At 68.8% G+C, this 20,238-nt stretch carries 20 protein-coding genes; 7 read left to right on the forward strand and 13 right to left on the reverse strand.

The window, feature by feature from the left end:
• Nucleotides 1–2: 2 nt before the first annotated feature.
• The 7 genes from mtrA to ACYVLV_RS01475 all read right to left on the reverse strand — a co-directional run bounded on the left by mtrA (nucleotide 3) and on the right by ACYVLV_RS01475 (nucleotide 6,382).
• Entirely contained in the window at nucleotides 3–680 is a 678-nt protein-coding gene (mtrA, locus tag ACYVLV_RS01445; RefSeq protein ID WP_460807096.1) for an MtrAB system response regulator MtrA, read from the reverse strand.
• A 102-nt stretch (nucleotides 681–782) separates the two neighbouring features.
• Nucleotides 783–2,213 (reverse strand): adenosylhomocysteinase, encoded by a 1,431-nt coding sequence (gene ahcY / locus ACYVLV_RS01450; RefSeq protein ID WP_460807098.1) that lies wholly within the window; start codon nucleotides 2,211–2,213, stop codon nucleotides 783–785.
• 149 nt (nucleotides 2,214–2,362) lie between these two features.
• Entirely contained in the window at nucleotides 2,363–3,343 is a 981-nt protein-coding gene (locus tag ACYVLV_RS01455) for a cation diffusion facilitator family transporter (RefSeq protein WP_460807099.1), read from the reverse strand.
• Nucleotides 3,344–3,387: 44 nt separating this feature from the next.
• The gene (locus tag ACYVLV_RS01460) at nucleotides 3,388–4,416 is read right to left on the reverse strand and encodes an SIS domain-containing protein (RefSeq protein WP_460807101.1); all 1,029 of its coding nucleotides are present in this window, start codon (nucleotides 4,414–4,416) and stop codon (nucleotides 3,388–3,390) included.
• On the reverse strand, nucleotides 4,416–4,574 hold the full coding sequence (locus tag ACYVLV_RS01465) for a Trm112 family protein (RefSeq protein WP_460807103.1): 159 nt from the start codon (nucleotides 4,572–4,574) through the stop codon (nucleotides 4,416–4,418). The genes ACYVLV_RS01460 and ACYVLV_RS01465 overlap by 1 nt, the downstream gene beginning before the upstream one ends.
• Nucleotides 4,571–5,980, reverse strand: coding sequence for a phosphomannomutase/phosphoglucomutase (locus ACYVLV_RS01470; protein ID WP_460807105.1), 1,410 nt, complete (start codon nucleotides 5,978–5,980; stop codon nucleotides 4,571–4,573). Before ACYVLV_RS01470 ends, ACYVLV_RS01465 begins: the two co-directional genes overlap by 4 nt.
• A 30-nt stretch (nucleotides 5,981–6,010) precedes the next feature.
• Nucleotides 6,011–6,382: a DUF3499 domain-containing protein gene (locus tag ACYVLV_RS01475; protein WP_460807107.1), complete on the reverse strand. Its 372-nt coding sequence runs from the start codon at nucleotides 6,380–6,382 to the stop codon at nucleotides 6,011–6,013.
• 100 nt (nucleotides 6,383–6,482) lie between these two features.
• Here ACYVLV_RS01475 and ACYVLV_RS01480 point away from each other — a divergent pair, with 100 nt between their 5' ends.
• On the forward strand, nucleotides 6,483–6,857 hold the full coding sequence (locus tag ACYVLV_RS01480) for a metallopeptidase family protein (protein WP_460807109.1): 375 nt from the start codon (nucleotides 6,483–6,485) through the stop codon (nucleotides 6,855–6,857).
• A gap of 110 nt (nucleotides 6,858–6,967) precedes the next feature.
• Here the strand turns inward: ACYVLV_RS01480 and ACYVLV_RS01485 are convergent, their stop codons facing one another.
• The 5 genes from ACYVLV_RS01485 to ACYVLV_RS01505 form a co-directional block, all read right to left on the reverse strand.
• Nucleotides 6,968–7,651 (reverse strand): DUF4396 domain-containing protein, encoded by a 684-nt coding sequence (locus ACYVLV_RS01485; RefSeq protein ID WP_460807111.1) that lies wholly within the window; start codon nucleotides 7,649–7,651, stop codon nucleotides 6,968–6,970.
• A gap of 194 nt (nucleotides 7,652–7,845) precedes the next feature.
• Nucleotides 7,846–8,271 (reverse strand): hypothetical protein, encoded by a 426-nt coding sequence (locus ACYVLV_RS01490; RefSeq protein WP_460807112.1) that lies wholly within the window; start codon nucleotides 8,269–8,271, stop codon nucleotides 7,846–7,848.
• A 110-nt stretch (nucleotides 8,272–8,381) separates the two neighbouring features.
• Entirely contained in the window at nucleotides 8,382–9,818 is a 1,437-nt protein-coding gene (locus ACYVLV_RS01495; protein WP_460807113.1) for a DUF5719 family protein, read from the reverse strand.
• Nucleotides 9,815–12,823: a glycosyltransferase family 2 protein gene (locus tag ACYVLV_RS01500; protein WP_460807115.1), complete on the reverse strand. Its 3,009-nt coding sequence runs from the start codon at nucleotides 12,821–12,823 to the stop codon at nucleotides 9,815–9,817. The genes ACYVLV_RS01495 and ACYVLV_RS01500 overlap by 4 nt, the downstream gene beginning before the upstream one ends.
• 89 nt (nucleotides 12,824–12,912) lie before the next feature.
• Entirely contained in the window at nucleotides 12,913–13,176 is a 264-nt protein-coding gene (locus tag ACYVLV_RS01505; protein ID WP_460807118.1) for a WhiB family transcriptional regulator, read from the reverse strand.
• Between the two features lie 241 nt (nucleotides 13,177–13,417).
• Here ACYVLV_RS01505 and cofD point away from each other — a divergent pair, with 241 nt between their 5' ends.
• Genes cofD through ACYVLV_RS01530 form a run of 5 tightly spaced genes read left to right on the forward strand, consistent with a single transcriptional unit; the run spans nucleotide 13,418 to nucleotide 18,338 of the window.
• Entirely contained in the window at nucleotides 13,418–14,425 is a 1,008-nt protein-coding gene (gene cofD / locus ACYVLV_RS01510; protein ID WP_460807119.1) for a 2-phospho-L-lactate transferase, read from the forward strand.
• Complete coding sequence (gene cofE, locus ACYVLV_RS01515; protein ID WP_460807122.1) at nucleotides 14,422–15,342, forward strand: coenzyme F420-0:L-glutamate ligase; 921 nt, start codon at nucleotides 14,422–14,424, stop codon at nucleotides 15,340–15,342. The genes cofD and cofE overlap by 4 nt, the downstream gene beginning before the upstream one ends.
• A 46-nt stretch (nucleotides 15,343–15,388) precedes the next feature.
• The gene (locus ACYVLV_RS01520) at nucleotides 15,389–16,141 is read left to right on the forward strand and encodes a DUF3105 domain-containing protein (RefSeq protein WP_460807124.1); all 753 of its coding nucleotides are present in this window, start codon (nucleotides 15,389–15,391) and stop codon (nucleotides 16,139–16,141) included.
• Nucleotides 16,142–16,171: 30 nt separating this feature from the next.
• Entirely contained in the window at nucleotides 16,172–16,879 is a 708-nt protein-coding gene (locus tag ACYVLV_RS01525) for an ABC transporter ATP-binding protein (protein ID WP_460807127.1), read from the forward strand.
• Entirely contained in the window at nucleotides 16,872–18,338 is a 1,467-nt protein-coding gene (locus ACYVLV_RS01530; protein WP_460807128.1) for a DUF6297 family protein, read from the forward strand. Before ACYVLV_RS01525 ends, ACYVLV_RS01530 begins: the two co-directional genes overlap by 8 nt.
• Before the next feature lie 26 nt (nucleotides 18,339–18,364).
• Here ACYVLV_RS01530 and ACYVLV_RS01535 read toward each other — a convergent pair whose 3' ends face one another.
• Nucleotides 18,365–19,456, reverse strand: coding sequence for a mannose-1-phosphate guanylyltransferase (locus ACYVLV_RS01535; protein WP_460807130.1), 1,092 nt, complete (start codon nucleotides 19,454–19,456; stop codon nucleotides 18,365–18,367).
• Nucleotides 19,457–19,505: 49 nt separating this feature from the next.
• On the opposite strand from ACYVLV_RS01535, the gene ACYVLV_RS01540 reads away from it, so the two are divergent.
• Nucleotides 19,506–20,228 carry a TIGR03089 family protein gene (locus tag ACYVLV_RS01540; protein ID WP_460807132.1) on the forward strand — a complete coding sequence of 241 codons (723 nt, stop codon included), beginning with the start codon at nucleotides 19,506–19,508 and terminating at the stop codon, nucleotides 20,226–20,228.
• Nucleotides 20,229–20,238 lie beyond the last annotated feature (10 nt).

Consider the following 20,238-nt stretch of genomic DNA (forward strand, 5'->3'; position numbering starts at 1 on the left):
GGTTAACTATTTCCGGCCTTGTAGCCGACTCCGCGGACCGTGAGCACGATCTCGGGGTGTTCTGGGTCGTGCTCGACCTTGCTGCGCAGGCGCTGCACGTGCACGTTGACCAGCCGCGTGTCGGCCGCGTGACGGTAGCCCCAAACCTGTTCGAGGAGCACCTCGCGGGTGAAGACCTGCCAGGGTTTACGGGCCAGGCACAGCAGAAGGTCGAACTCGAGCGGGGTCAGGCTGATCGCCCGACCGTTGCGAGTGACCTCGTGCCCGGCCACGTCGATGGCCAGGTCGCCGACGGTGAGCGATTCGTGGCTGGAGGAGTCGAAGATGCGCACCCGAGCTCGGATGCGAGCCACGAGCTCCTTGGGCTTGAACGGTTTGACGACGTAGTCGTCCGCCCCTGACTCGAGGCCGACGACGACATCGACGGTGTCGCCCTTCGCTGTCAGCATCACGATGGGGACCCCCGATTCGGCGCGGATCTCCTTGCACACATCGATGCCGTCCTTGCCCGGGAGCATCAGGTCGAGCAGGACCACGTCGGGTTTGTAGTCGTGGAACGCCTCGAGGGCTTCGTCGCCGCGCGTGCACATGCGACTGTCGAAACCCTCTTGGCGTAACACGATGGTCAGCATCTCCGCGAGGGCCGCGTCGTCGTCGATGACGAGAACGCGACCCTTCATGGTGAGACTCCCTGGAGATGCTGGTGCTGACATGACTTCAATTCTGCCCCACACCGGTGACGCGATGGTGCAAACGCGTCAGACCGGCGTGCGGTACCGCACTCAGTAGCGGTACGCGTCGGCCTTGTAGGGACCCTCGACCGGTACGCCGAGGTAGGAGGCCTGGTCGTCGCTGAGCTGGGTCAGCCGAACACCGAGTGCGTCGAGGTGCAGACGAGCGACCTCTTCGTCGAGGTGCTTGGGCAACACGTACACGCCGACCGGGTAGTCCTGCGGCTTGGTGAAGATCTCGATCTGGGCGAGCACCTGGTTGGTGAACGAGTTCGACATGACGAACGAGGGGTGACCCGTCGCGTTGCCGAGGTTCATCAGGCGGCCCTCGGAGAGGACGATGATCGCCTTCTCGTCGGGGAACGTCCACACGTCGACCTGCGGCTTGACGTTCTTGCGAGAGGCGACGCCGTCGGCCTCGAGGCCGGCCATGTCGATCTCGTTGTCGAAGTGACCGATGTTGGCCAGGATCGCGTTGTGCTTCATCTGGCGCATCTGGTCGACCGAGACGACGTCCTTGTTGCCGGTGGCGGTGATGATGATGTCGGCGGTGCCGATCACGTCATCGAGCGTCGAGACCTGGTAGCCGTCCATGGCCGCCTGCAGCGCGCAGATCGGGTCGATCTCGGTCACGATGACGCGCGCGCCCTGGCCCCGCAGCGAGTCGGCCGAACCCTTGCCCACGTCGCCGTAGCCGCACACGACTGCGACCTTTCCGCCGATCAGGACGTCGGTGGCCCGGTTGATGCCGTCGATGAGGGAGTGGCGGCAGCCGTACTTGTTGTCGAACTTCGACTTGGTGACCGAGTCGTTGACGTTGATCGCGGGGAAGAGCAGCGAGCCCTCGCGCATCATGTCGTAGAGGCGCAGCACACCGGTGGTGGTCTCCTCGGTGACGCCCTTGATGGCGTTGCCCATTTTCGAGAAGCGGTCGGTGCTGTTCTTCAGGGACTCGGTGAGCACCTCGAAGATGACCTTCTGCTCCACGCTCTTGGCCGTGGCGGGGTCAGGGGCGAAGCCCTTCTTCTCTGCCTCGACACCGAGGTGGACCAGCAGGGTGGCGTCGCCGCCGTCGTCGAGGATCATGTTCGCACCCTCGTCGCCGGGCCAGTCGAGAATCTGCTGGGTGCACCACCAGTACTCCTCGAGGGTCTCGCCCTTCCAGGCGAAGACGGGGACACCGGAGGGGTTCTCCGGGGTGCCCTCGGGGCCGACGACGACCGCAGCAGCGGCGTGGTCCTGGGTGGAGAAGATGTTGCACGAGGCCCAACGGACCTCGGCACCGAGCGCGGTCAGCGTCTCGATGAGCACGGCCGTCTGGATCGTCATGTGTAGCGAACCGGTGACGCGGGCGCCGGCCAGCGGCTTGGAGTCGCCGTAGCGAGCGCGCATCTCCATCAGTCCGGGCATCTCGTGCTCGGCGAGGCCGATCTCGGTGCGGCCATAGTCGGCCAGGGAGAGGTCTGCGACCTTGAAGTCCATGAGAAAATCGCTCCTTGTTGGTGGGGCACGTGTAGATCGGGCTAGTCCATAAACGTTAGAACGCCGACCCCGCGAACAGAGAATCCTCGACGTGTTGTTGAGGTTGCAAGGTCGCTCTCAGAGGTGTTGCCGCGTGCCTCCAGACAGGCTCAGTGCCCGGCGGGTGCCGGTGGCTCGGGCCGATCGGCCGGGACGTAGTCGTCGCGGTAGAGATCCGGCTCGAGGTAGATAGCGCTCGCGGTGGGTTCGGCTTCCCGGATGGCGCGCTCGGCCCGATCGATGGCGGCCGAGACCTCCGCGGCCGAGTCGCGGGCGGTGACCGCGATCTTCGCCGCCACCAGGAGTTCCTCGGGGCCCAGGTGAAGAGTCTTCATGTGGATCACGCTGTCCACCCCGTCGGTGCCCGTGAGCGCCGCGCTGATCCGGTTCTGAGCGTCGATCGAGGCAGACTCCCCCAGCAGCAGACTCTTGGTCTCGATGGCGAGCATGATGGCCACGACCACCAGCAGCACCCCGATCATCGCGGTGCCGGCGACGTCGAAGTACTGGTTCTCGGTGATCAGCGTCAGTGACACGGCCGCGAAGGCGAACACCAGACCTAGCAGAGCGGCGAAGTCCTCGAGCAGGATCACCGGGAGCTCCGGTTGCTTGGCCCGACGGATGAACTGCCAGTAGGAGGCCTTGCCCTTGACCTTGTCGGTTTCGACGATGGCGGTCCGGAAGGACAGGCTCTCGAGAACGATCGCGATGGCCAGGACGACGAGGGGGACGAAGCGCACCCAGCCGCCGGCGAGTTCTGACTCTCCGGCGTGGACCTCTTCGTACTTGTGGAAGGCCTCGTAGAGCGCGAAGAGGCCACCGACGCTGAACAGGACGATGGCGACGATGAAGGCGTAGATGTAGCGCTCGCGGCCGAAGCCGAAGGGATGCTCTTCGTTGGCGTCGCGCTTGGCGCGCTTTCCCCCGACCAGGAGCAGAGCCTGGTTGCCGGCGTCGGCCACCGAGTGGATCGCCTCGGCCAGCATGGAACTGATGCCGGTGAGCGCGAATGCGATGAACTTCGTGACTGCGATCCCCGAGTTCGCGAGTAACGCCGCTACGACCGCCTTGGTACCTCCGTCTGCTGCCATGCGCGCAGATTAACGGGTGATGCCACGACCTCGCTCAGCGCGGCTCAATCGCTGACCAGACCCAGGCGCAGATACTCCGCTGCGTAGGTGCCGCTGAGCAGGAGCGAGGCATAGCGCGCGACCTCCGTGGTCGCTTCGGTGCCCACGACCTCGATGCGTACGTCGCGGGCGTCCGCTGCGTTGCGAAGCCGGTCGCGCTGTTCATCGAGCACCGGGTCCTCGAAGTGGTCGTCGAGCAACACCAGCGCCGGGCGCAACTCGGCCGCACCTTCCGCGAAGGGGTCGTCGAACACGTCGCGGGCGGTGGCCGCCTCGATCACGGGGAGCAACTGGTCGACGTCTCCGGCGATGGCAGAACGGCCGCTGGTGCGACGGATCGACTCGGCGATCCGTCGGGCAGCACGCGCGGCCAGGACCGATCCACCCCAGACCACGGGCACCGCATCGGCCAGACCGATGGCCAGCATCTTGGCTGGATTGACGGCGATGTCGCGGTGGGGTGAGGCGGCTCGCGCCACCTCGTCGAGGGCCTCGGCAACCTGGTCGGGTTGGGCCTGCGGTCCGAGCGCGATCTGGTTCAGGAACGAGAGCATGACCACGGCCGTGGCCAGTTGGTCGCGGGTCGTGGTCGGCAGGATGGTGCTGTAGCGCCCGGCGGCGTGCTCGGCGACCATGGAGTTCGGGGGGCAGGCCACGACGACCTGGCAGCCCCGACGTACGGCCTCGGCGACAGCCGACGCGGTGCCGGGGTCGGAACCGTCCGGGGCCAGGACGACGACGAGGTCCATGCTGCCGGCCCATCCGGGCAGCGCGCTTCCGGGCCAGGCCACGAACGGCACCGGACAGGACGGTTCGAGAACGGCTCGCAGCAGTCGGCTGTCCGGCCCGGCGGCAATCACGGCACGGGGACGACCCTGCTGACTCTGCGCGACCGCTTGCAGGGTCGCCTCAGCCGCGTCACCGGCCTCTCGACGGACCCGCGCGCCGGACTCGGCGAGGGTGCGCAGGCGCAGGTCGGCCGACCCCAGTGCGATCTCGTCGTCGAGCCGGGACTCGTCGAACCACGTCCCCATCAGGGTCGGCGGGCTTCGTCGACCAGGAGGACCGGGATCTCGTCGCGGATCGGGTAGGCCAGCCCACAGCTCTGACAGATCAGTTCAGCCCCCTCGTGCTTGAGGGCTCCGTGGCAATCGGGGCAGACGATGATGTCGAGCAGGAGTTGGTCGATCACTGTGGTTCTCCGTTCTGTGGGCCGCGGATCTTGCCGAGGATCTCGTCGCGGATCCGGCCCATGGTGGCCTCGTCCTTGCCCTCGGCGTTGAGGCGGAGCAGGGGTTCGGTGTTGGAGCCGCGCACGTTGAACGCCCAGTCGGCGTGGTGCACCGACAACCCGTCCATCCGGTCGGTCGTCACACCTTCAGCGCCGGCGTACTCCGCCTCGAGGGCATCGATGACAGCCGCTTGGTCGACCACGGTCGAGTTGATCTCGCCGGACAGTGGGTAGCGTTCGTACTGCGCGAGGAGCTCCGAGAGTGACCGATCGGTGCCGGCCAGAGCCGCGAGGGCGTGCAGGGCGGCCAACATGCCGGAATCGGCGCGCCAGAAATCGCGGAAGTAGAAGTGACCGCTGTGCTCGCCGCCGAAGATCGCCTCGGTCCGGGCCATCTCGGCCTTGATGTAGGAGTGACCCACGCGGGTGCGCACCGGTCGTCCGCCGAGCTGCTCGACCAGTTCGGGCACCGCCCGGCTGGTGATCAGGTTGTAGATGATGGTCGATCCGGGTTCCTTGACCAGCTCCCGCTCGGCGATGAGTGCCGTCAGGGTCGAGGGCGAGACCGCGCGACCCAGTTCGTCGACGAGGAAACAGCGGTCGGCGTCGCCGTCGAAGGCCAACCCGATGTCGGCCTTCTCGGCGAGCACCCGCTGCTGGAGGTCGACGAGGTTGGCGGCCTCGATGGGGTTGGCCTCGTGATTCGGGAAGGTGCCGTCGAGTTCGTAGTACATCTCGACGGTCTGGATCTGCTCGGTCCCGACCCGTTCGAAGACAGCCGGCGCGGTGTGTCCCGCCATGCCGTTGCCGGCGTCGACGACCACCCTGAGCGGGCGACCGGTGATCGGCGCCAGGGACAGGAGATGGTCGGCATAGGCCGCCAGGACGTCGGTCTCGCTGATCGTGCCGGGAGTGGCGGCGGGCTCCCCCACCTCACCGGAGACGACCAGGTCGCGGATCTCGGCCAGGCCTGTCTCCATCCCGATCGGGGTGGCCTTGGTGCGGCACATCTTGATGCCGTTGTACTGCGCCGGGTTGTGGCTAGCGGTGAACATGGCGCCGGCCATCTCGAGGTGTCCGGAGGCGAAGTAGAGCTGGTCGGTCGAGGCGAGCCCGATGAGCGTGACGTTCGGTCCCATCTCGGCGACGCCCTCGGCGAAGGCTCGCGCCATGCTCGGCGAACTCGGGCGCATGTCGTAGCCGACGACGACTTCAGGAGCCCCGATCACCGCTGCGTATGCCCGGCCGGTCGCGCGGGCGAGTTCGTCGTCGATCTGTTCAGGGACGAGGCCGCGGACGTCGTAGGCCTTGAAGATCGCGTGGACGTTCTCCGCGCTCAGCGTTGACGCTGGGGGGTTCTCGGGCATGCGCCGAGACTAGTGGACGAGACGATCCCGTCAGTCAGTGGTCAGCACGCGCAGGTGACCACGGCGGGTGGTCTCACGGCCCGTTTCGGCGGCCGGGTCGACCTGGCCGGTGGGTGCCGTTGCGACCGGCGGTCGGGCCGCCTCGCGCACGGCGTCGGCCAGCGCGAGCAGGTCATCCGTGCTCGGACCCCGCGTGGAGACGTCAGAGGCCAGCCGCAGCACTTCCCATCCCCGAGGCGCGGAAAGGCGAGCGCTGTGGATTTCGCACAGGTCGTAGGCGTGCGGTTCGGCGTACGTCGCCAGCGGGCCGAGCACGGCCGTCTGGTCGGCATAGACATAGGTCAGGGTCTTGACGGCAGAGCGACCGCAGGCATTGCGCGAACAGCGGCGGGCGAGACTCACGCGACGGAACCTACCCTGACTTCCACGGTGGGGCGTTTAGGCTCGCGGGATGGAGCGCACAGGAGCAGGGAGACGACGACGCGATCGACACGGTCGCGGGATGCGCGGTCCCTCCGTACTCCCCCATCGACCCGGGGCCCCCGCGGGCCGCACCGATCGGGAACGCTTCGACGCCCTGACCCTCGAGATCGTCAGCGAGATCGACGACCGATGGGCCGACCGGCTCGGACTAGTGGAGTACGCCGTCGAGGACACCCCGGTCGTCCCCGATGACTGGAGCGCCGACCAGGTCCCGCTGTCCTCCCTGGTCCGCGGCTCAGGCTCCCGCCCGTCTCGACTCGTGCTCTTCCGCCGACCGATCGAGCATCGCTGCGAAACCCGTTCGGACCTGCGGTACACCGTGCGGGCCCTGATCGTCGAACAGGTCGCGGAGTTGCTGGGCATCGATCCCGAGGACGTCGACCCGATCGACTGACGCGTCGAGTACGAGGCTGATCGGTCGTTCAGTGGACCCGATGTGCTGCCGCCACGCGATTGCAGCGGCAGCACATGGGGTGGGTTGCGCGGACAGTCAGCCGTCAGTGCTCAGGCGGGGATGACGGTCTGGTTGCGGCGCACGAGCCACTTCACGGCTGGATATCCGGTGGCCAGTCCGACGATGACGCCTACCTGCATGAGGAACCAGAAGGTGCCCTCGGTGACTGGCGGCATGGCGCTGTTGTAGTAGAGCAGGAGCATCCAGCCGACCATGCCGATGTCGAACGCCGCAACGGTGATGATGGCAGCGGTGATGGCGCCACCGATGGAGAGCGCTCGGACGTTTCCGGTCCTGACACCGCGACTGGCGAGGTGTTCGTAGACCGCCAGCATGATGGTGACGAGGACAGCGATGACGAGGATCATGGGCCACATCGCCTCGCCGGCGATGGTCCAGCCGATTGCGATGACCAAGGGGACCGCGATCAGGTGGGCAACGGCGGATGCCCCGCCGCCGGGCAGCACCGCGAGCGCTGTTGCGTCGGTCGGTGTCTTCGTGTCGTCAGCCGATGTCGAGGCGCGGGTGCGTCCTCGGCTCAGGTAGACGGGGATGGCGAACGGGCCGAGGTAGAGCGCTGAGGTGAGCCACACCAGTTCGGGGGCAACGCTGTGATGGCGGCGCCGGGCCAGATAGATGTCGGCGGCGATGAAGGTGGCGCTGAGCAGGGAGAGTGCGATGTAGGTCCAGGCGACGGGTGTGAGCCAGCCGGGGATGGCGGAAGCCATGTCCATGAGTTGTTCAGTCCTTTGTGATGGGAGTGAGTCCGATCGGGTTCCCAGGGACCACATGCGCCCTGCGGGCGTTGCGGGTGGGCCGGTGACCGGTTGAGGGGCGTGACTGGCGCACGAGGTGCACCGGTCTCGTGGCGTGCAGTGAGCGCACGCCACGCGAGGCTTGGCTCAGAGGAAGGATCCTGAGCGACCTGTCAGACCCGGAACACGCACAAGGAGACCGGTGACAGCACGACCCAGGGGGTTCGCTCGCGTAGCCGTCGACGCGTGAGACCGGGCCTGCGAACCCGGGTGAGGAGCCCCATGAATGTGTTGCGGCGGAACGCCAAGAACAAGACGAGCAGGCTTGTCAAGATCACCCCAACGCCCGTGCAGGCGACACTGCTGGTGTCACTCACACAGGGGTTGCCGCACATCGGGGCCATTGCGGGCGACGCCGAGGAGAACTCCTCAGCCACCCCCGCAGCAACGGTCGCGATGGGGGCCGCGTGTTCGCTCATGCCGGCCATGGGGGCGACTGGCGTCGCGGCCCAGAGGACGGTGCAGGCCAGGCCCACCGTCAGCGCGATCGTCGCACCAAGAGCGCTCCGCCACAGGATGGCGAGTGTCGGCATGGGCACTCCGAAACTTTACCGGACTGCCGAGTATTTGCCCGCGCCTAGCGCACCGTTGCTGTCGGCGGACGCGTTGCGCAGGCCGAACCGCAACCGGCAGCGTGCACGCGTCTCGGTCAGGACGGGGCGCCGGGTCGAACTCCCGGTACCAGGCTCTGTCGCAGCAGGTCCCTCATCCGGAACACCACCGTCCCCTGTCCCCTGCTCGCGGATCGGCCTGCGTCGGAGCGCAGGATCGAGGCCTCGACCAGGGTGGCCTGCGGGGTGATCCGCACCAGCGACGCCGAGTCGGGGAGAGAGACCGAGTAGCCGCGTCCGCGGACGACCTCGACCTCCTTCTCGCGCTCGTTCTTCCCATCGGCGTCCGTGCTGGTGACCACCACTGTTCCGGGTCCGGTTGCCCCGGCGAGGAGCAGGCGCTTGGCGCCGGTCGGCACCACCAGAGCGGTCGTCGTGGTCACGGGGTCGCCGGGGGCGACGAAGACCAGGTCGTCAGAGACCAACGAGCGCAATGCTGCGGTGATTGGCTGCGACGATTGCACCTCGAACCCGATGACCCCCTGGGCGTTCGCGGCCCGCAGCAACGGCGCAGCATCGACCCGCGTGGTGCTACCCGGCGCGACCACGACAGGTTCGCTGCCCACGGGAGCGAACACCGAGTCGGTCGTGATCAGGCGAATGGTGGCTCGAACCTGCGCGTCACCGGGATTGGCCAGCACCAGGGTGCGCTGCCCGGACCCCGTGTCGGCTCCGAGGAGTCGGTTGGTGGTCGCGGGGGTCACCTGGCCCGGGAGCCAGTCGACACTGGGGGTGCCGCCATCGAGCCGGTCGAGCTGACCGCTGACGCTGGCCCGTACCCGGCCTCGGGAGGCCACCACCCTCAACGCCAGTTCGTCGCGTCGCGGCAACGTCCGAGCCAAGTCGAAGGTGATGGTGCCGCGGGCCGGCACCGCCACGCCTCGCAGTTGCGGCGCGCTGACCTCGCCCCGCCGCCCGTAGACGGCGATGCTGACCACGGCCGGTCCCGCGTCGGGGTTCACCAACTCCAAGGTGCTCGAGTAGCGGGCGCCGGCCCCGACCCCGGTGAACCACAACTCCGGGTCCGGGTCCCTGCACTCCGCGGCCGCGAACGGCAGGGTGAACCGGGACGCCACCACACCCGATGCCACCGGGCCTTCACCGGTGATCACCATCGCGGATCGGTCCTTGGGCAGACGGTTCACCGCACCGGCCACGACGGATCGGGTCGTGGGGTCGGCGTCCCGGTCGGCTTGTCGCCCGACGTCTCGGACCGACACCTCGCCGCCCTCGGTGGCGCTGGACAGGAAGGTGCGATCGATCCCACCTGGGCAGATGAGGGTCGCGCTGTTCGCCGGGACCGCCGTCGGCGACGTCGACTCGTCTCGTAGGCCGAAGCGGTCCGTCCCGTCGCGTCCGGCCACCATCAAGAGGAGCAGGGCCACGACCACCGGTACGACGGTCGCCACCACGGCAACTCCATCAGGGCGGCGCCCACGCATCGTCATCCGACGTCCGCTTCTCCCCTCGTTCATCGCGTCCTCCGCTCGGTGGTGGGCAGAGCGAGAACGGCCACGACGACCAGCCCCAGGAGCTGCAGCCCTATCGATCCGCTGCGCCACCAGCTCGTCCGAGGCTGGACCTCGGCACCTTCGATCGACCGGGTCACCTGCCAGGCCCGGGTCCGTCGGTCCTCGGCACTGGCCGCCACCAGGCCTCCGGTCGCGTCGAGCCCGGAGGAGATCCGGCCGTCGGTCACCCCGTCAGACGCAGCGCCCGCGGGCAGCAACACGATGTAGGCGACCCCCTGACTGGCCAGCTCCTGCACTGCGGCCGGCGTCGGTTGGGAGGTCAGGACGGACACGATCTCGCTGAACGAGCGGTCCTCAGGGGTTCGGGCGATGATCTCGTCCTCCCCCAAGGTGACCCCGTCGCCACGGCGTACCGAGTAGTCCACGCCCGAGGCCAGCGACCCGCGCAGGACCAGGACGCCACGCTCGGGCGCGGTCACGGCCTGCTGGACCATGTAGGCCGGAATTCCGGAGGTGTCCTGATCGGTCAACTCGTCTGGGGACGCGACGGCGAACCACCCCAGTCCGACGAGGGGTACGACGACCGCTCCCGCGATCAGCCCCACCACAGCCCCCGATCGGAGACGTTCCAGCCAACCCCGGCTCCACTGAGGACGGGGCACCCCCAGCGCACCGATGACCACCGCACTGACCCAACAAGCCGGGAGGATCATCACCAACAGGCCCAGCCCGACCGGCGCCGTACCGAAGGCCAGGGAGACCTCGATCCGGCTGGTCACGACGGCGACGAGACTCGTAGCCAGGGCCAACAGCCAACACAGGACGACCGGGACCCGGGTGGCGCGTGGCACCAGCGCCACCACGGCCAGGAGCAGCAGTATTACTGCGATCTCAGGCGGGGCACCCAGTCCGGCCCACCGGCCCAGCACGAGGTCCGAGGCGTCCATCGCCGGAGACGGCGACCGGCCGATCTCGAGAAGCAACCCCTCGAGTCCGGTGGCTCCCCCCGCGGTCAGCGCCGGCACCCACCACGGGACCAACAGCGCGAGAGCCACCCCCAGGGAAACAGCAGGGGGACCCCACACACTTCGCCCGGTCACGGCGCGACCGGCGACAAGGACGCCGACGCCCAAGACGACCAACCCGACGACCGCCATCACCAGCCAGGCGATCGGTGAGAAGCAGGTGATCAGGGCGAGCAGGAGTCCGGTGCGCCAAGCGGCCCGCCACCGACGATCCGCATCCGGGTCGGCGAAGCCGAGCGCCGCGTGAGCCAGCCAGGGCAACAGCGCGGCCGCGACGACGGGGCCCAGACGACCCTGGCTCCACGCTCCGGAGACGACCGGCGCGACGGCGTAGGTCACCGACCCCCAGAGCAGGAGCGGGCGCGGAGCCCCCTGGGGGCGCACCAGCCGCCCGGCGACCCGCAGCAACCGCCACGCACCCCACAGCCCGATCGGCACGACGAGCAGGAACATCGCGGTGACCGCTCCGCTGGTGCCGAACAGCCAGCCCAACGCCATCAACGGCAACAGGTACGGCGCAGCAGGGACGATGCTTCCCTGCCCTCCCTGCCCGACGGCGTGGCGCTGCTCGACGTAGAGGCTCCACCAGTCACCGACCCCCGCCGGCACCGGAGACAGCCCGCCCCCGGAGATCTCGCCCACGACGGTGCGCGCCGCGACGAGCCACACCAGGAGGACCACCGCCATCGTGACCGCGATCGGATTCGTGAAGAACCGGGCCGCGAGACCGGTGTCCTCATAACCCAACTCAGCTTCGTCCGGGTCCTCGGACTGCCGGGCTGCGATCTGCTCCCGGTTGATCCTGGCCGCCGCCATGGAGGACGGATCGAGCTCGGCCGCAGCGATCCGGCGACGTTCCGCGACGTCGGCCGCCTGATTGCTCGCCGCGTCGTAGAGATCTGTCACGAAGTCCAGCCCGTGGCGGTAGGGCACCCAGGGCTTGGCCAGCAACTCACGCGGATCCCGCCTGGGCCCTGACTGCCCTGACTGTCCGGACTGCTCGGCACGCCGACGACGGGCCCGACCGATCAGCCCGGGCCGGGAGACCAGAGACACCCAGGCCCCCAACTCGTCCAACGCCTCCCCCACCGATCGCACGACGAGGAAACCCACCATCCGGATGAGGGTGCCCACCGCCAGTCGCAGCATCAGGAGAGGCAGATACCTGCCCCGGCCGTTGACCGCCAGGGTGTAGAGCGCTGCCCTCCGCTCCTGGTAGTGCGTGTGCCGGCCGGTCAGGGATGTGCGCCGCAGCCCCCGGTGGGCCGCCTCCGCGTGGAAGACGACGGCCGCCGGCACCACCAGGGTCGTGTGCCCCGCCTTGGCCGCGCGCCACCCGAAGTCCAGGTCGTTGCCGAACACGGGAAGGTTCGGGTCGAAGCCACCCAGGGATTCCAGGACGGTACGCCGCACGAGCATGCCGGCGGTGTTGACCGCGAGAACCTCGTGGACGTCGTCGTGCTGGCCCTGGTCGAACTCGGCGCGCTCCAGTCCGGTCTCCCGTCGGCCGGTGCCCGAGATGGTGACGCCGACCTCGAGCAGACGGCGCAGCGAGGGCCACTCCCGCAGCTTGGGTCCGAGGATGTCGACGTCGGGTCGGCGCGAGGCCTCGGCCAACAGTTCGGCGAGGGCGGTGGGATCAGGAGTGGAGTCGTCATGGAGGAGCCAGATCCACTCCGGCCCCCGGTGGGTCGCGTCGGTCCCGTGCGGCTCGTCGGTGAAGCGGTCGCGGATCCGCTCCAGACCGGCGACGACCGCCTCCGGATAGGACGTGGACCGCGACTGCGTCAGGACCTCGCCGTACGCCGCCTCGCACAGCGCCACACTCTCGTCGCGACTGCCGGTGTCCACGACCACGACCTCGTCGATCGGTGCCGTCTGGGCGGCCAGGCCGTCCAGCACGGTCGGGATCCAGCGCTCCCCCTGGTGGGTGACCAGGATGACTCCGACCGAATCGGGGCGCTGGAGATCGGGTGAGGGCACGAAGGAACCTTAGTGAGCGCCCTTGAAATGAAGGAACCCCGGCCGAATCGGCCGGGGTGATCCTGCATCGAACGCTCCTGGGGCAACCCTCAGACGGCGCGCTTCTTCAACTTGCGACGCTCGCGCTCGGACAGACCGCCCCAGATACCGAAGCGCTCATCGTTCATCAACGCGGCCTCGAGACAATCGTCGCGAACCTCGCACGTCAGACAGACCTTCTTGGCTTCTCTGGTCGATCCACCCTTCTCCGGAAAGAAGGCCTCGGGATCGGTTTGTGCGCACAGCGCCCGATCCTGCCAACCCGCTTCTCCGGTATCCAGAGCGTCCGGCTCGAGAAGAAATAGCTCTCTCATCGCCTTTTTCGCCTACCTTTCGACCCTGCTTCGACCTCACGACCGGGGTGATCGTGTAACGACACTGTGGGAATTACATGCCTGTCGTACCCCGGAAGTCAAGCCCCGATCTGCTATAAAGCCCGAATCCGGTCTCTTCTGCGCCTACCCGGGCAGATGACCCCCGTCGATGGCCCCACCGATGGCCCCACTGATGGCCCGGCCGCCCACCCCATCCCCCGCGTCCGGCAGAGTGAAGCCCATGAAGAACCTCACGGTCCTCAGCGGCGGGATGGGCGGGGCCCGATTCCTCCAGGGCATCTTGCACGCAACCACCAAAGGCCTGGTCCCAGGGCTGACTCCGGACACCACGATCACCGTGGTGGCGAACACCGCGGACGACCTGTGGGTACACGGGCTCAAGGTCTGCCCGGATCTGGACACGGTGATGTACACCCTGGGCGACGGCATCGACGCCGAGCGGGGTTGGGGACGTCGCGAGGAGACCTGGAGCGTCAAGACCGAGCTGGCGGCGTACGGCGTCGAACCCACCTGGTTCGGGCTGGGCGACCGTGACGTCGCCACCCACCTGGTGCGAACCCAGATGCTCGAAGCCGGCTATCCGCTCTCCCAGGTCACCGAGGCGCTGTGCCAGCGCTGGAAGCCGGGAGTGAAACTGCTGCCGATGACCGACGACCGGGTCGAGACCCACATCGCGATCGCGGACCCCGACTCCCCCAGCGGCAAGCGGGTCATCCACTTCCAGGAGTACTGGGTGCGGATGCGGGCCGAGGTGCCCGCCGAGGCGGTGCTGCCCGTCGGGCTGGCCGAGTCCGCCCCGGGGCCCGGGGTGCTGGAGGCCATCGCCGAGGCCGACCTGATCCTGCTTCCGCCCTCGAACCCGGTCGTTTCCCTCGGCACGATCATCGGCGTCCCCGGCATCCGGGATGCCCTGATCGACGCCGCCGCCCCCATCGTCGGGGTCTCCCCCATCGTCGGGGACGCCCACGTGCGCGGGATGGCCGAGCAGTTGTTGACCTCGATCGACGTCGAGGTCTCCGCAGCCGGAGTGGGTCTGCACTACGGCGCCCGCCACCGAGGCGGGATCCTGGACGGCTGGCTCGTCGACGAACGCGACGCCGGTGCGGTCGAAGACCTGGCGGCGGTCGGGCTCACCGCCCGCGCGGTGCCCCTGATGATGACCGACCACGACGCGACAGCGGCCATGGTGGCCGCCGCCGTCGACCTGGCTGCGGGATCGCGGGCGTGAGCAGGGTTTCCGTCTACGCCCCAGACGGACTCCCCGAAGTGCGATCGGGTGACGATCTGGCGGCGCTCATCCTGCCGCAGGTGGAACTGACCGACGGCCTGATCCTCGTGGTGACCAGCAAGATCGTCAGCAAGGCCGAGGGCCGGGTGCTCGAAGGCACCCGCGAGGAGATGCTCGAGGGCGAGACCCAGCGAGTCGTGGCCCGACGCGGTCCCACGACCATCGTCCGCACCGCCCACGGCCTGACAATGGCCGCTGCGGGCATCGACGCCTCCAACGTCGAGCCCGGTCGGGTGGTGCTCCTGCCGGAGGACCCGGACGCCTCGGCACGGCACCTGCGTCGGCGCATCGCCGACCTCACCGGGGTCAATGTCGCCGTGGTCATCACCGACACCGCTGGACGCGCCTGGCGCGAGGGCCAGACCGACATCGCCATCGGGGCCGCCGGGTTGAAGGTCCTGATCGATCACGCCGGCGAGGTCGATAGCCACGGCAATCCGCTGGCCGTCACCGCCCCGGCGGTCGCCGACGAGATCGCCGGCATGGCCGAACTCGCCCAGGGGAAACTCACAGCGCGCCCCTTCGCCGTGGTCACTGGACGGCGCGACCTGGTCCTTCCGCCCGACCAGGACGGTCCCGGAGCAGTCGCTCTGGTCCGACCCGAGGGCAGCGACCTCTTCGGCTACGGCAGTCGCGAGGCGGTCATCAGGGCGGTTCGGGGAGCGCAGGAGGATCAGCAGGCCTTCGGGGCCGCGGTGTCGCAGGCCGAACTCGACGAGGCCTTCGCCGCGGCCGGGGTGGACCCCCAAGAAGCGGGTGCCGCGGGTGCCGTATCGGCCATCGCTTTCGCCCATGGCTGGGAGCCCGATCCCGCCTCATCGGCGGACCGAGTTCGTCTGCGACCAAGGACTCCGTAGACTGCGGGCGCTCCTGCTCTTCGACATTGACGAGGTACCGCACGCCGTGGCCAAGCCCAAGAAGACCGAACGCCAACAGGTGATCGACGACATCCGTAAGAAGGAGAAGGGTGCCGACAAGCGTCGCGGTTTCGCGATCGTCGGGGTCAGCATCGTGTTGGCCGTCAGCATCGTCGGAGCGGCGGCGTACCGCCCCATCAAGGACAAGATCGACTCCCGCGCCTTCAACGACACCTCGTTGCAGGAGATCGGCGCGGCCGCTTCGGTGTGTGGTGAGGTCGAGACCCAGGACGCGACCGGGAACAACGATCACCAGCCGACCGGCACCCAGCTCACCTACGAGGAGTCGCCGCCGGCCACTGGCCCGCACTGGAACGAGTTCAACCTCGCCCCCGATCCGATCGGCCGCCGCTTCTACGACGTCGCAGACCGTCCGGAGCTCGAGGCGCTGATGCACAACTCCGAGCACGGCTACACGATCCTCTGGTACGACCAGACCGTGGCGGACGACGCCGACCAGTTGAACTCCGTCAAGGCGATCGCGAGCAAGCTCGACGACAACGACACCAACTTCCGGCTCAAGTTCAAGGCCGTCCCATGGACCAGCGATGACGGGGATCCTTTCCCCGAGGGCCAACACGTCGCCTTCACCCATTGGTCGATCGGCGGCGTCGACGCCGCGGAAGGTGCCCCTCAACAGGGCATCACTCAGTACTGCGCCGAGCCCAGCGGCGAGGCGTTGAAGGACTTCATGCTCGACTACCCCTACCTCGACAGCCCGGAGCCGGCCGCAGGCTGATCATGCGGACCTGAGGGAAGTGCCGGCCCCATGAGTCGCCCGCAACAACGCAAGAAGAAGGCCAGGCCCGCAGCCGCGGCGCCTGAGCCTCCTCCGGTGTTGCGGGTCCGTGGACTTCGACGCACCTACGGCGAGTACGACGCCCTCTCCGGGGTCTCCTTCGACGTCCGGGCGGGGCAGGTCGTCGCGCTCGTGGGGCCCAACGGGGCCGGCAAGTCGACCGTGCTGCGGTGTGTCACCGGCGCCGATCAGCCCACCGAGGGGGTGATCGAACTCGACGGTTCGCCCCTGGACGAGCGCTCCCCGGCCATCCGTCGTGATCTCGCGGTCGTGCTCGACGACATCGATTTCTTCCCCGATCTCTCGGTGGTCGAGCACCTCGATCTGTTCGCCAAGGCCCACGGGGTCCGCGAGGCTGACGCCGCTGTGGACGAGGTGCTGCGCGAGGTCGGGCTGATCAACCAGTCCGGACAACTCCCAGGCACCCTGTCATCGGGCCAACGCCGCCGTCTGGCCCTCGCGGGGGCCTTCGTACGACCCCGGCGGCTCCTGATCCTCGACGAACCCGAGGCCAGGCTCGACGCCGCCGGTCTCGACTGGCTGGCCGAGCGCCTCCTGCGGGAGAAGGCCGACGGCCTGGCCGTGCTGGTCGCCAGCCACGCCGCCGGGCTGGTCGAGGCCGTGGCCGATGTGGTCATCGACATCGGCACCCGAGCGCCGCGAGCCCCGCGTGACTGATCTGCGCGACCTGCGCGGAGACATCCGACACTGGCGTCGTGGCCGAGCCGACACCACCCTGATCGAGGTCCTCGAGGACGCCTACGTCGCCCTGTTCGCCACCTTGATGTTCGGCTCGGCACTGGTCAACGTGGTCCTCGGGGTGCGGCGCGCCGGCAACGAGGGATGCGTGGCCGCAGGTTGCCTCGAGGCCCGCACCATCCTTCCCTGGGTCTTCGCCGTGGGGGGCGTCGTGGTGACCCTGGGGTTGGCCCGCATGTTCGGACCGGTGTTCGTCACCCCCGCTGTCGCATCCTGGCTGCTCACCGCGCCGGTCGATAGACCCGCGGTGTTGAGGCCCCGTCTGATCGGCACCACTGTGCTTGCCCTGGTCGGAACCGGTGCCGTCGCGGCCGGCGCAGCGGCCCTGGGCGGATTCACGGTGCCCTCACTCCTCGCCTTCGCCGGGTCCGCTGCACTGCTCGGCGTCGGGGCCGTCTGCGCCTCCGCACTCACTCAGGCCTCCGGGGGTACGACGGCACGGGCCCTCCTGGTCCTCACCGCCCTGGCCGCCTGGTCGGGTCTGTTGCTGCTCGCTCTCGGTCTGGCCCCGATCGCCAGCCCACCCGTTCTCCGGACCGGCTGGACAACCGCCCTGATCGCCCTGGGTCTGGTAGTGCTCGCGCTCTTCGTCTTCACGCTGCGCCGACTCGGCCGCCTGCGGACCCGCGATGTCGCGCCCGGCGGTTCCCTGGCCCCCGGGATGTCCGGCGCCCTGGCCAACCTGGATCTGGCGCTCGCCTACGACGTGGTCCTGGCCCACCACTGGCACCGTCACGATGCCGTCGCCGCACGGCGTGGTGGGCCCTCCGGCCTGTGGTCGCTGGTGTGGCTCGACGGGGTGCGCCTGCGACGTAGCCCGCAGAACGTGGTGTGGCTCGCCGCAGCGGCGGTCGTGCCGTACGCCGCCACGCAGGCCGGCGGCGGCCGGATCGTGGTGCTCATCGCGGTCCTCGTCGGCTTCGCGGCGGGTCTGCCTCTGCTCGCAGGTCTGCGGACCATCACCCGCACGGCCGCCATCGCGCGGGCCCTGCCCTTCCCCGAGCGGGAGACCCGCACGGCCAGCCTGGCCGTGCCCGCCGCCCTGTTCGGCCTCTACGGCCTGGCCACCATCGGCGCGGTCCGGGGCGCGACCGAGCAGACCTGGAGCACCGCGGCCCTGACCGCGGTGGCGGTCGGAGCCTGCGCTCTGGCCGCCTCCACCCGGTGGGTGACCGGACGCCCACCCGACTACGGTCGCCCGCTCGTATCGACCCCCTCGGGAGCCGTGCCAGCGAACCTCTACGGCAGCGTCGTCCGCGGGTTCGACGTGGCCGTGCTCGCCTCGGCACCGATCCTGATCTCCCCCACCGGCGGCGGATCGGCGTTCTCGATCCTGATCGCGGTGGGCGTGCTGGCCTACCTCGTGGGGCGCGAGTAGCCGCCCCCGATCCCCGATCCCCAGCCTCAGGTGAGGTCGGCGCGGCCGTTCTCCTTCAATTCGTTGACGACGCCCTTCACGTCCTGCGCCCGGGCACGGGTGGTGACCAGGAGCGCGTCCGGGGTGTCGATGACGACGATGTCCTCGAGGCCGACGACGGCGACGACCTTGCCTGCGGCCGGGATCACCAGACCGGAGGAGTCGGTGGCCCGGACCAGAGTGTCGTCTCCCAGCACAGTCATCGGGGTTCCCTCCTGCTCCAGCAGAGCGGCCAACGAGTCGAAGTCGCCGATGTCGTCCCAGGCGAACGTGGACGGCACCGTGACAACCCTTCCGGCAGCGGCCGCGGGCTCGGCGACCGCGTGATCCAGGGCGATCTTCGGCAGGTCCTCCCAGGCCGTCTCCAGGGTCGAGGGGTCGGCCGCGATCGCCCGCAGGGAGGCAGCAAAGCTGGGGTCGCTCTCTGCGAGCAGGTCCAGCAGCACCGTGGGTCGGACGACGAACATGCCGGCGTTCCAGCGGAACTGTCCGGTGGCCACGTACTCCGTAGCGACCTGGACGGAGGGTTTCTCGACGAACTCCTGCACGGCGAAGACGCCGGGGTGGGTCGCCAACTCCTCCCCGAGGTGGATGTACCCGAAGGCTGCCGAGGGGAAGCTCGGTTCGATGCCGATAGTGACCAACCAGCCGTCGCGGGCCACGACGGCAGCCGTGGCCACACAGTCGGCGAAGGCTGCACTGTCGGGGATCACGTGATCGGCCGCGAACGACCCCATCACCGCGTCGGGGTCACGGCGTTCCAGCAGCGCGGCAGCCAGGCCGATCGCGGCCATGGAGTCACGTGCGGAGGGCTCGGCGAGCACCGTTTCACCGTCGAGTTCGGGCAGTTGTTCACACACCGCCGCCCGGTGCGCGCCGCCGGTGACGACCAGGAAGCGGTCGTCGACCAGCGGGACCAGCCGGTCGTAGGTGTCCTGGATCAGGGAACGTCCTCCCCCGGTGAGGTCGCGCAGGAACTTCGGTGCGGTCTGCCGCGACAACGGCCACAGGCGGGTTCCGGCACCACCGGCGGGCACGACGGCCCAGAAGTTGTCGATGCGGGTTGCAGGAGACGTCATGGCGCGACCCTAGTGACTACCTCTCGTCCTCTGTTGCGAGACTGGCGAGATGACCACCTTCTCGACCGTCCTGGACCAACAGTTGCGCCATGAGCCCGGCCGGCCGCTGATCACGTTCTACGACCAGGCTTCCGGTGAACGGATCGAGTTGTCCGTGACGACGTACGCGAACTGGGTGGCCAAAGCCGCCTCGTTGCTCGTCGAGGAGCACGATCTCGAGCGCGGCGACCGGTTGCGGATCGACCTGCCCACCCACTGGTTGGGACCGGTCTTCCTCGGGGCCGCCTGGGCTGCGGGACTGATCGTGACCGACGCAGACGATGCCGATGCGGTGGTGTGCGGCCCCGACACCCTGGCGACCTGGGCCGCGCAGGCGGCCGACCGCCCGATCCTGGCGTGCGCCCTGCGTCCGATGGGCGTGCGGTTCGCGGATCCGGTTCCGGACGGTGTTCATGACGTCGGCATCGACATCTGGTCCCAACCTGATGCCTTCATCTCCTACGACCCGCCGACCGACGACAGCGACGCCCTGGAGTACGACGGCCAACTGGTCACCCAGCAGGAACTGTGGTCGGCGGCCGCCAGCGGGAGTCTCCTCACCGCCGGCGGCCGCCTCCTGTCGGTGGCGAACCCGGCTTCCCCACCGGATATCGCCACCTTCACCGAGCCTCTGGTCTCCCATGGCTCGGTCATCCTGGTTGCTCATGCCGATCAGCAGCACCTCGAGGCGACGTACGTCGCCGAGCGGGCCACCGCTCGCTTCCCTGCCTGAGTTCCCCGGG

The sequence above is a fragment of the Nocardioides salsibiostraticola genome, from assembly GCF_054783655.1.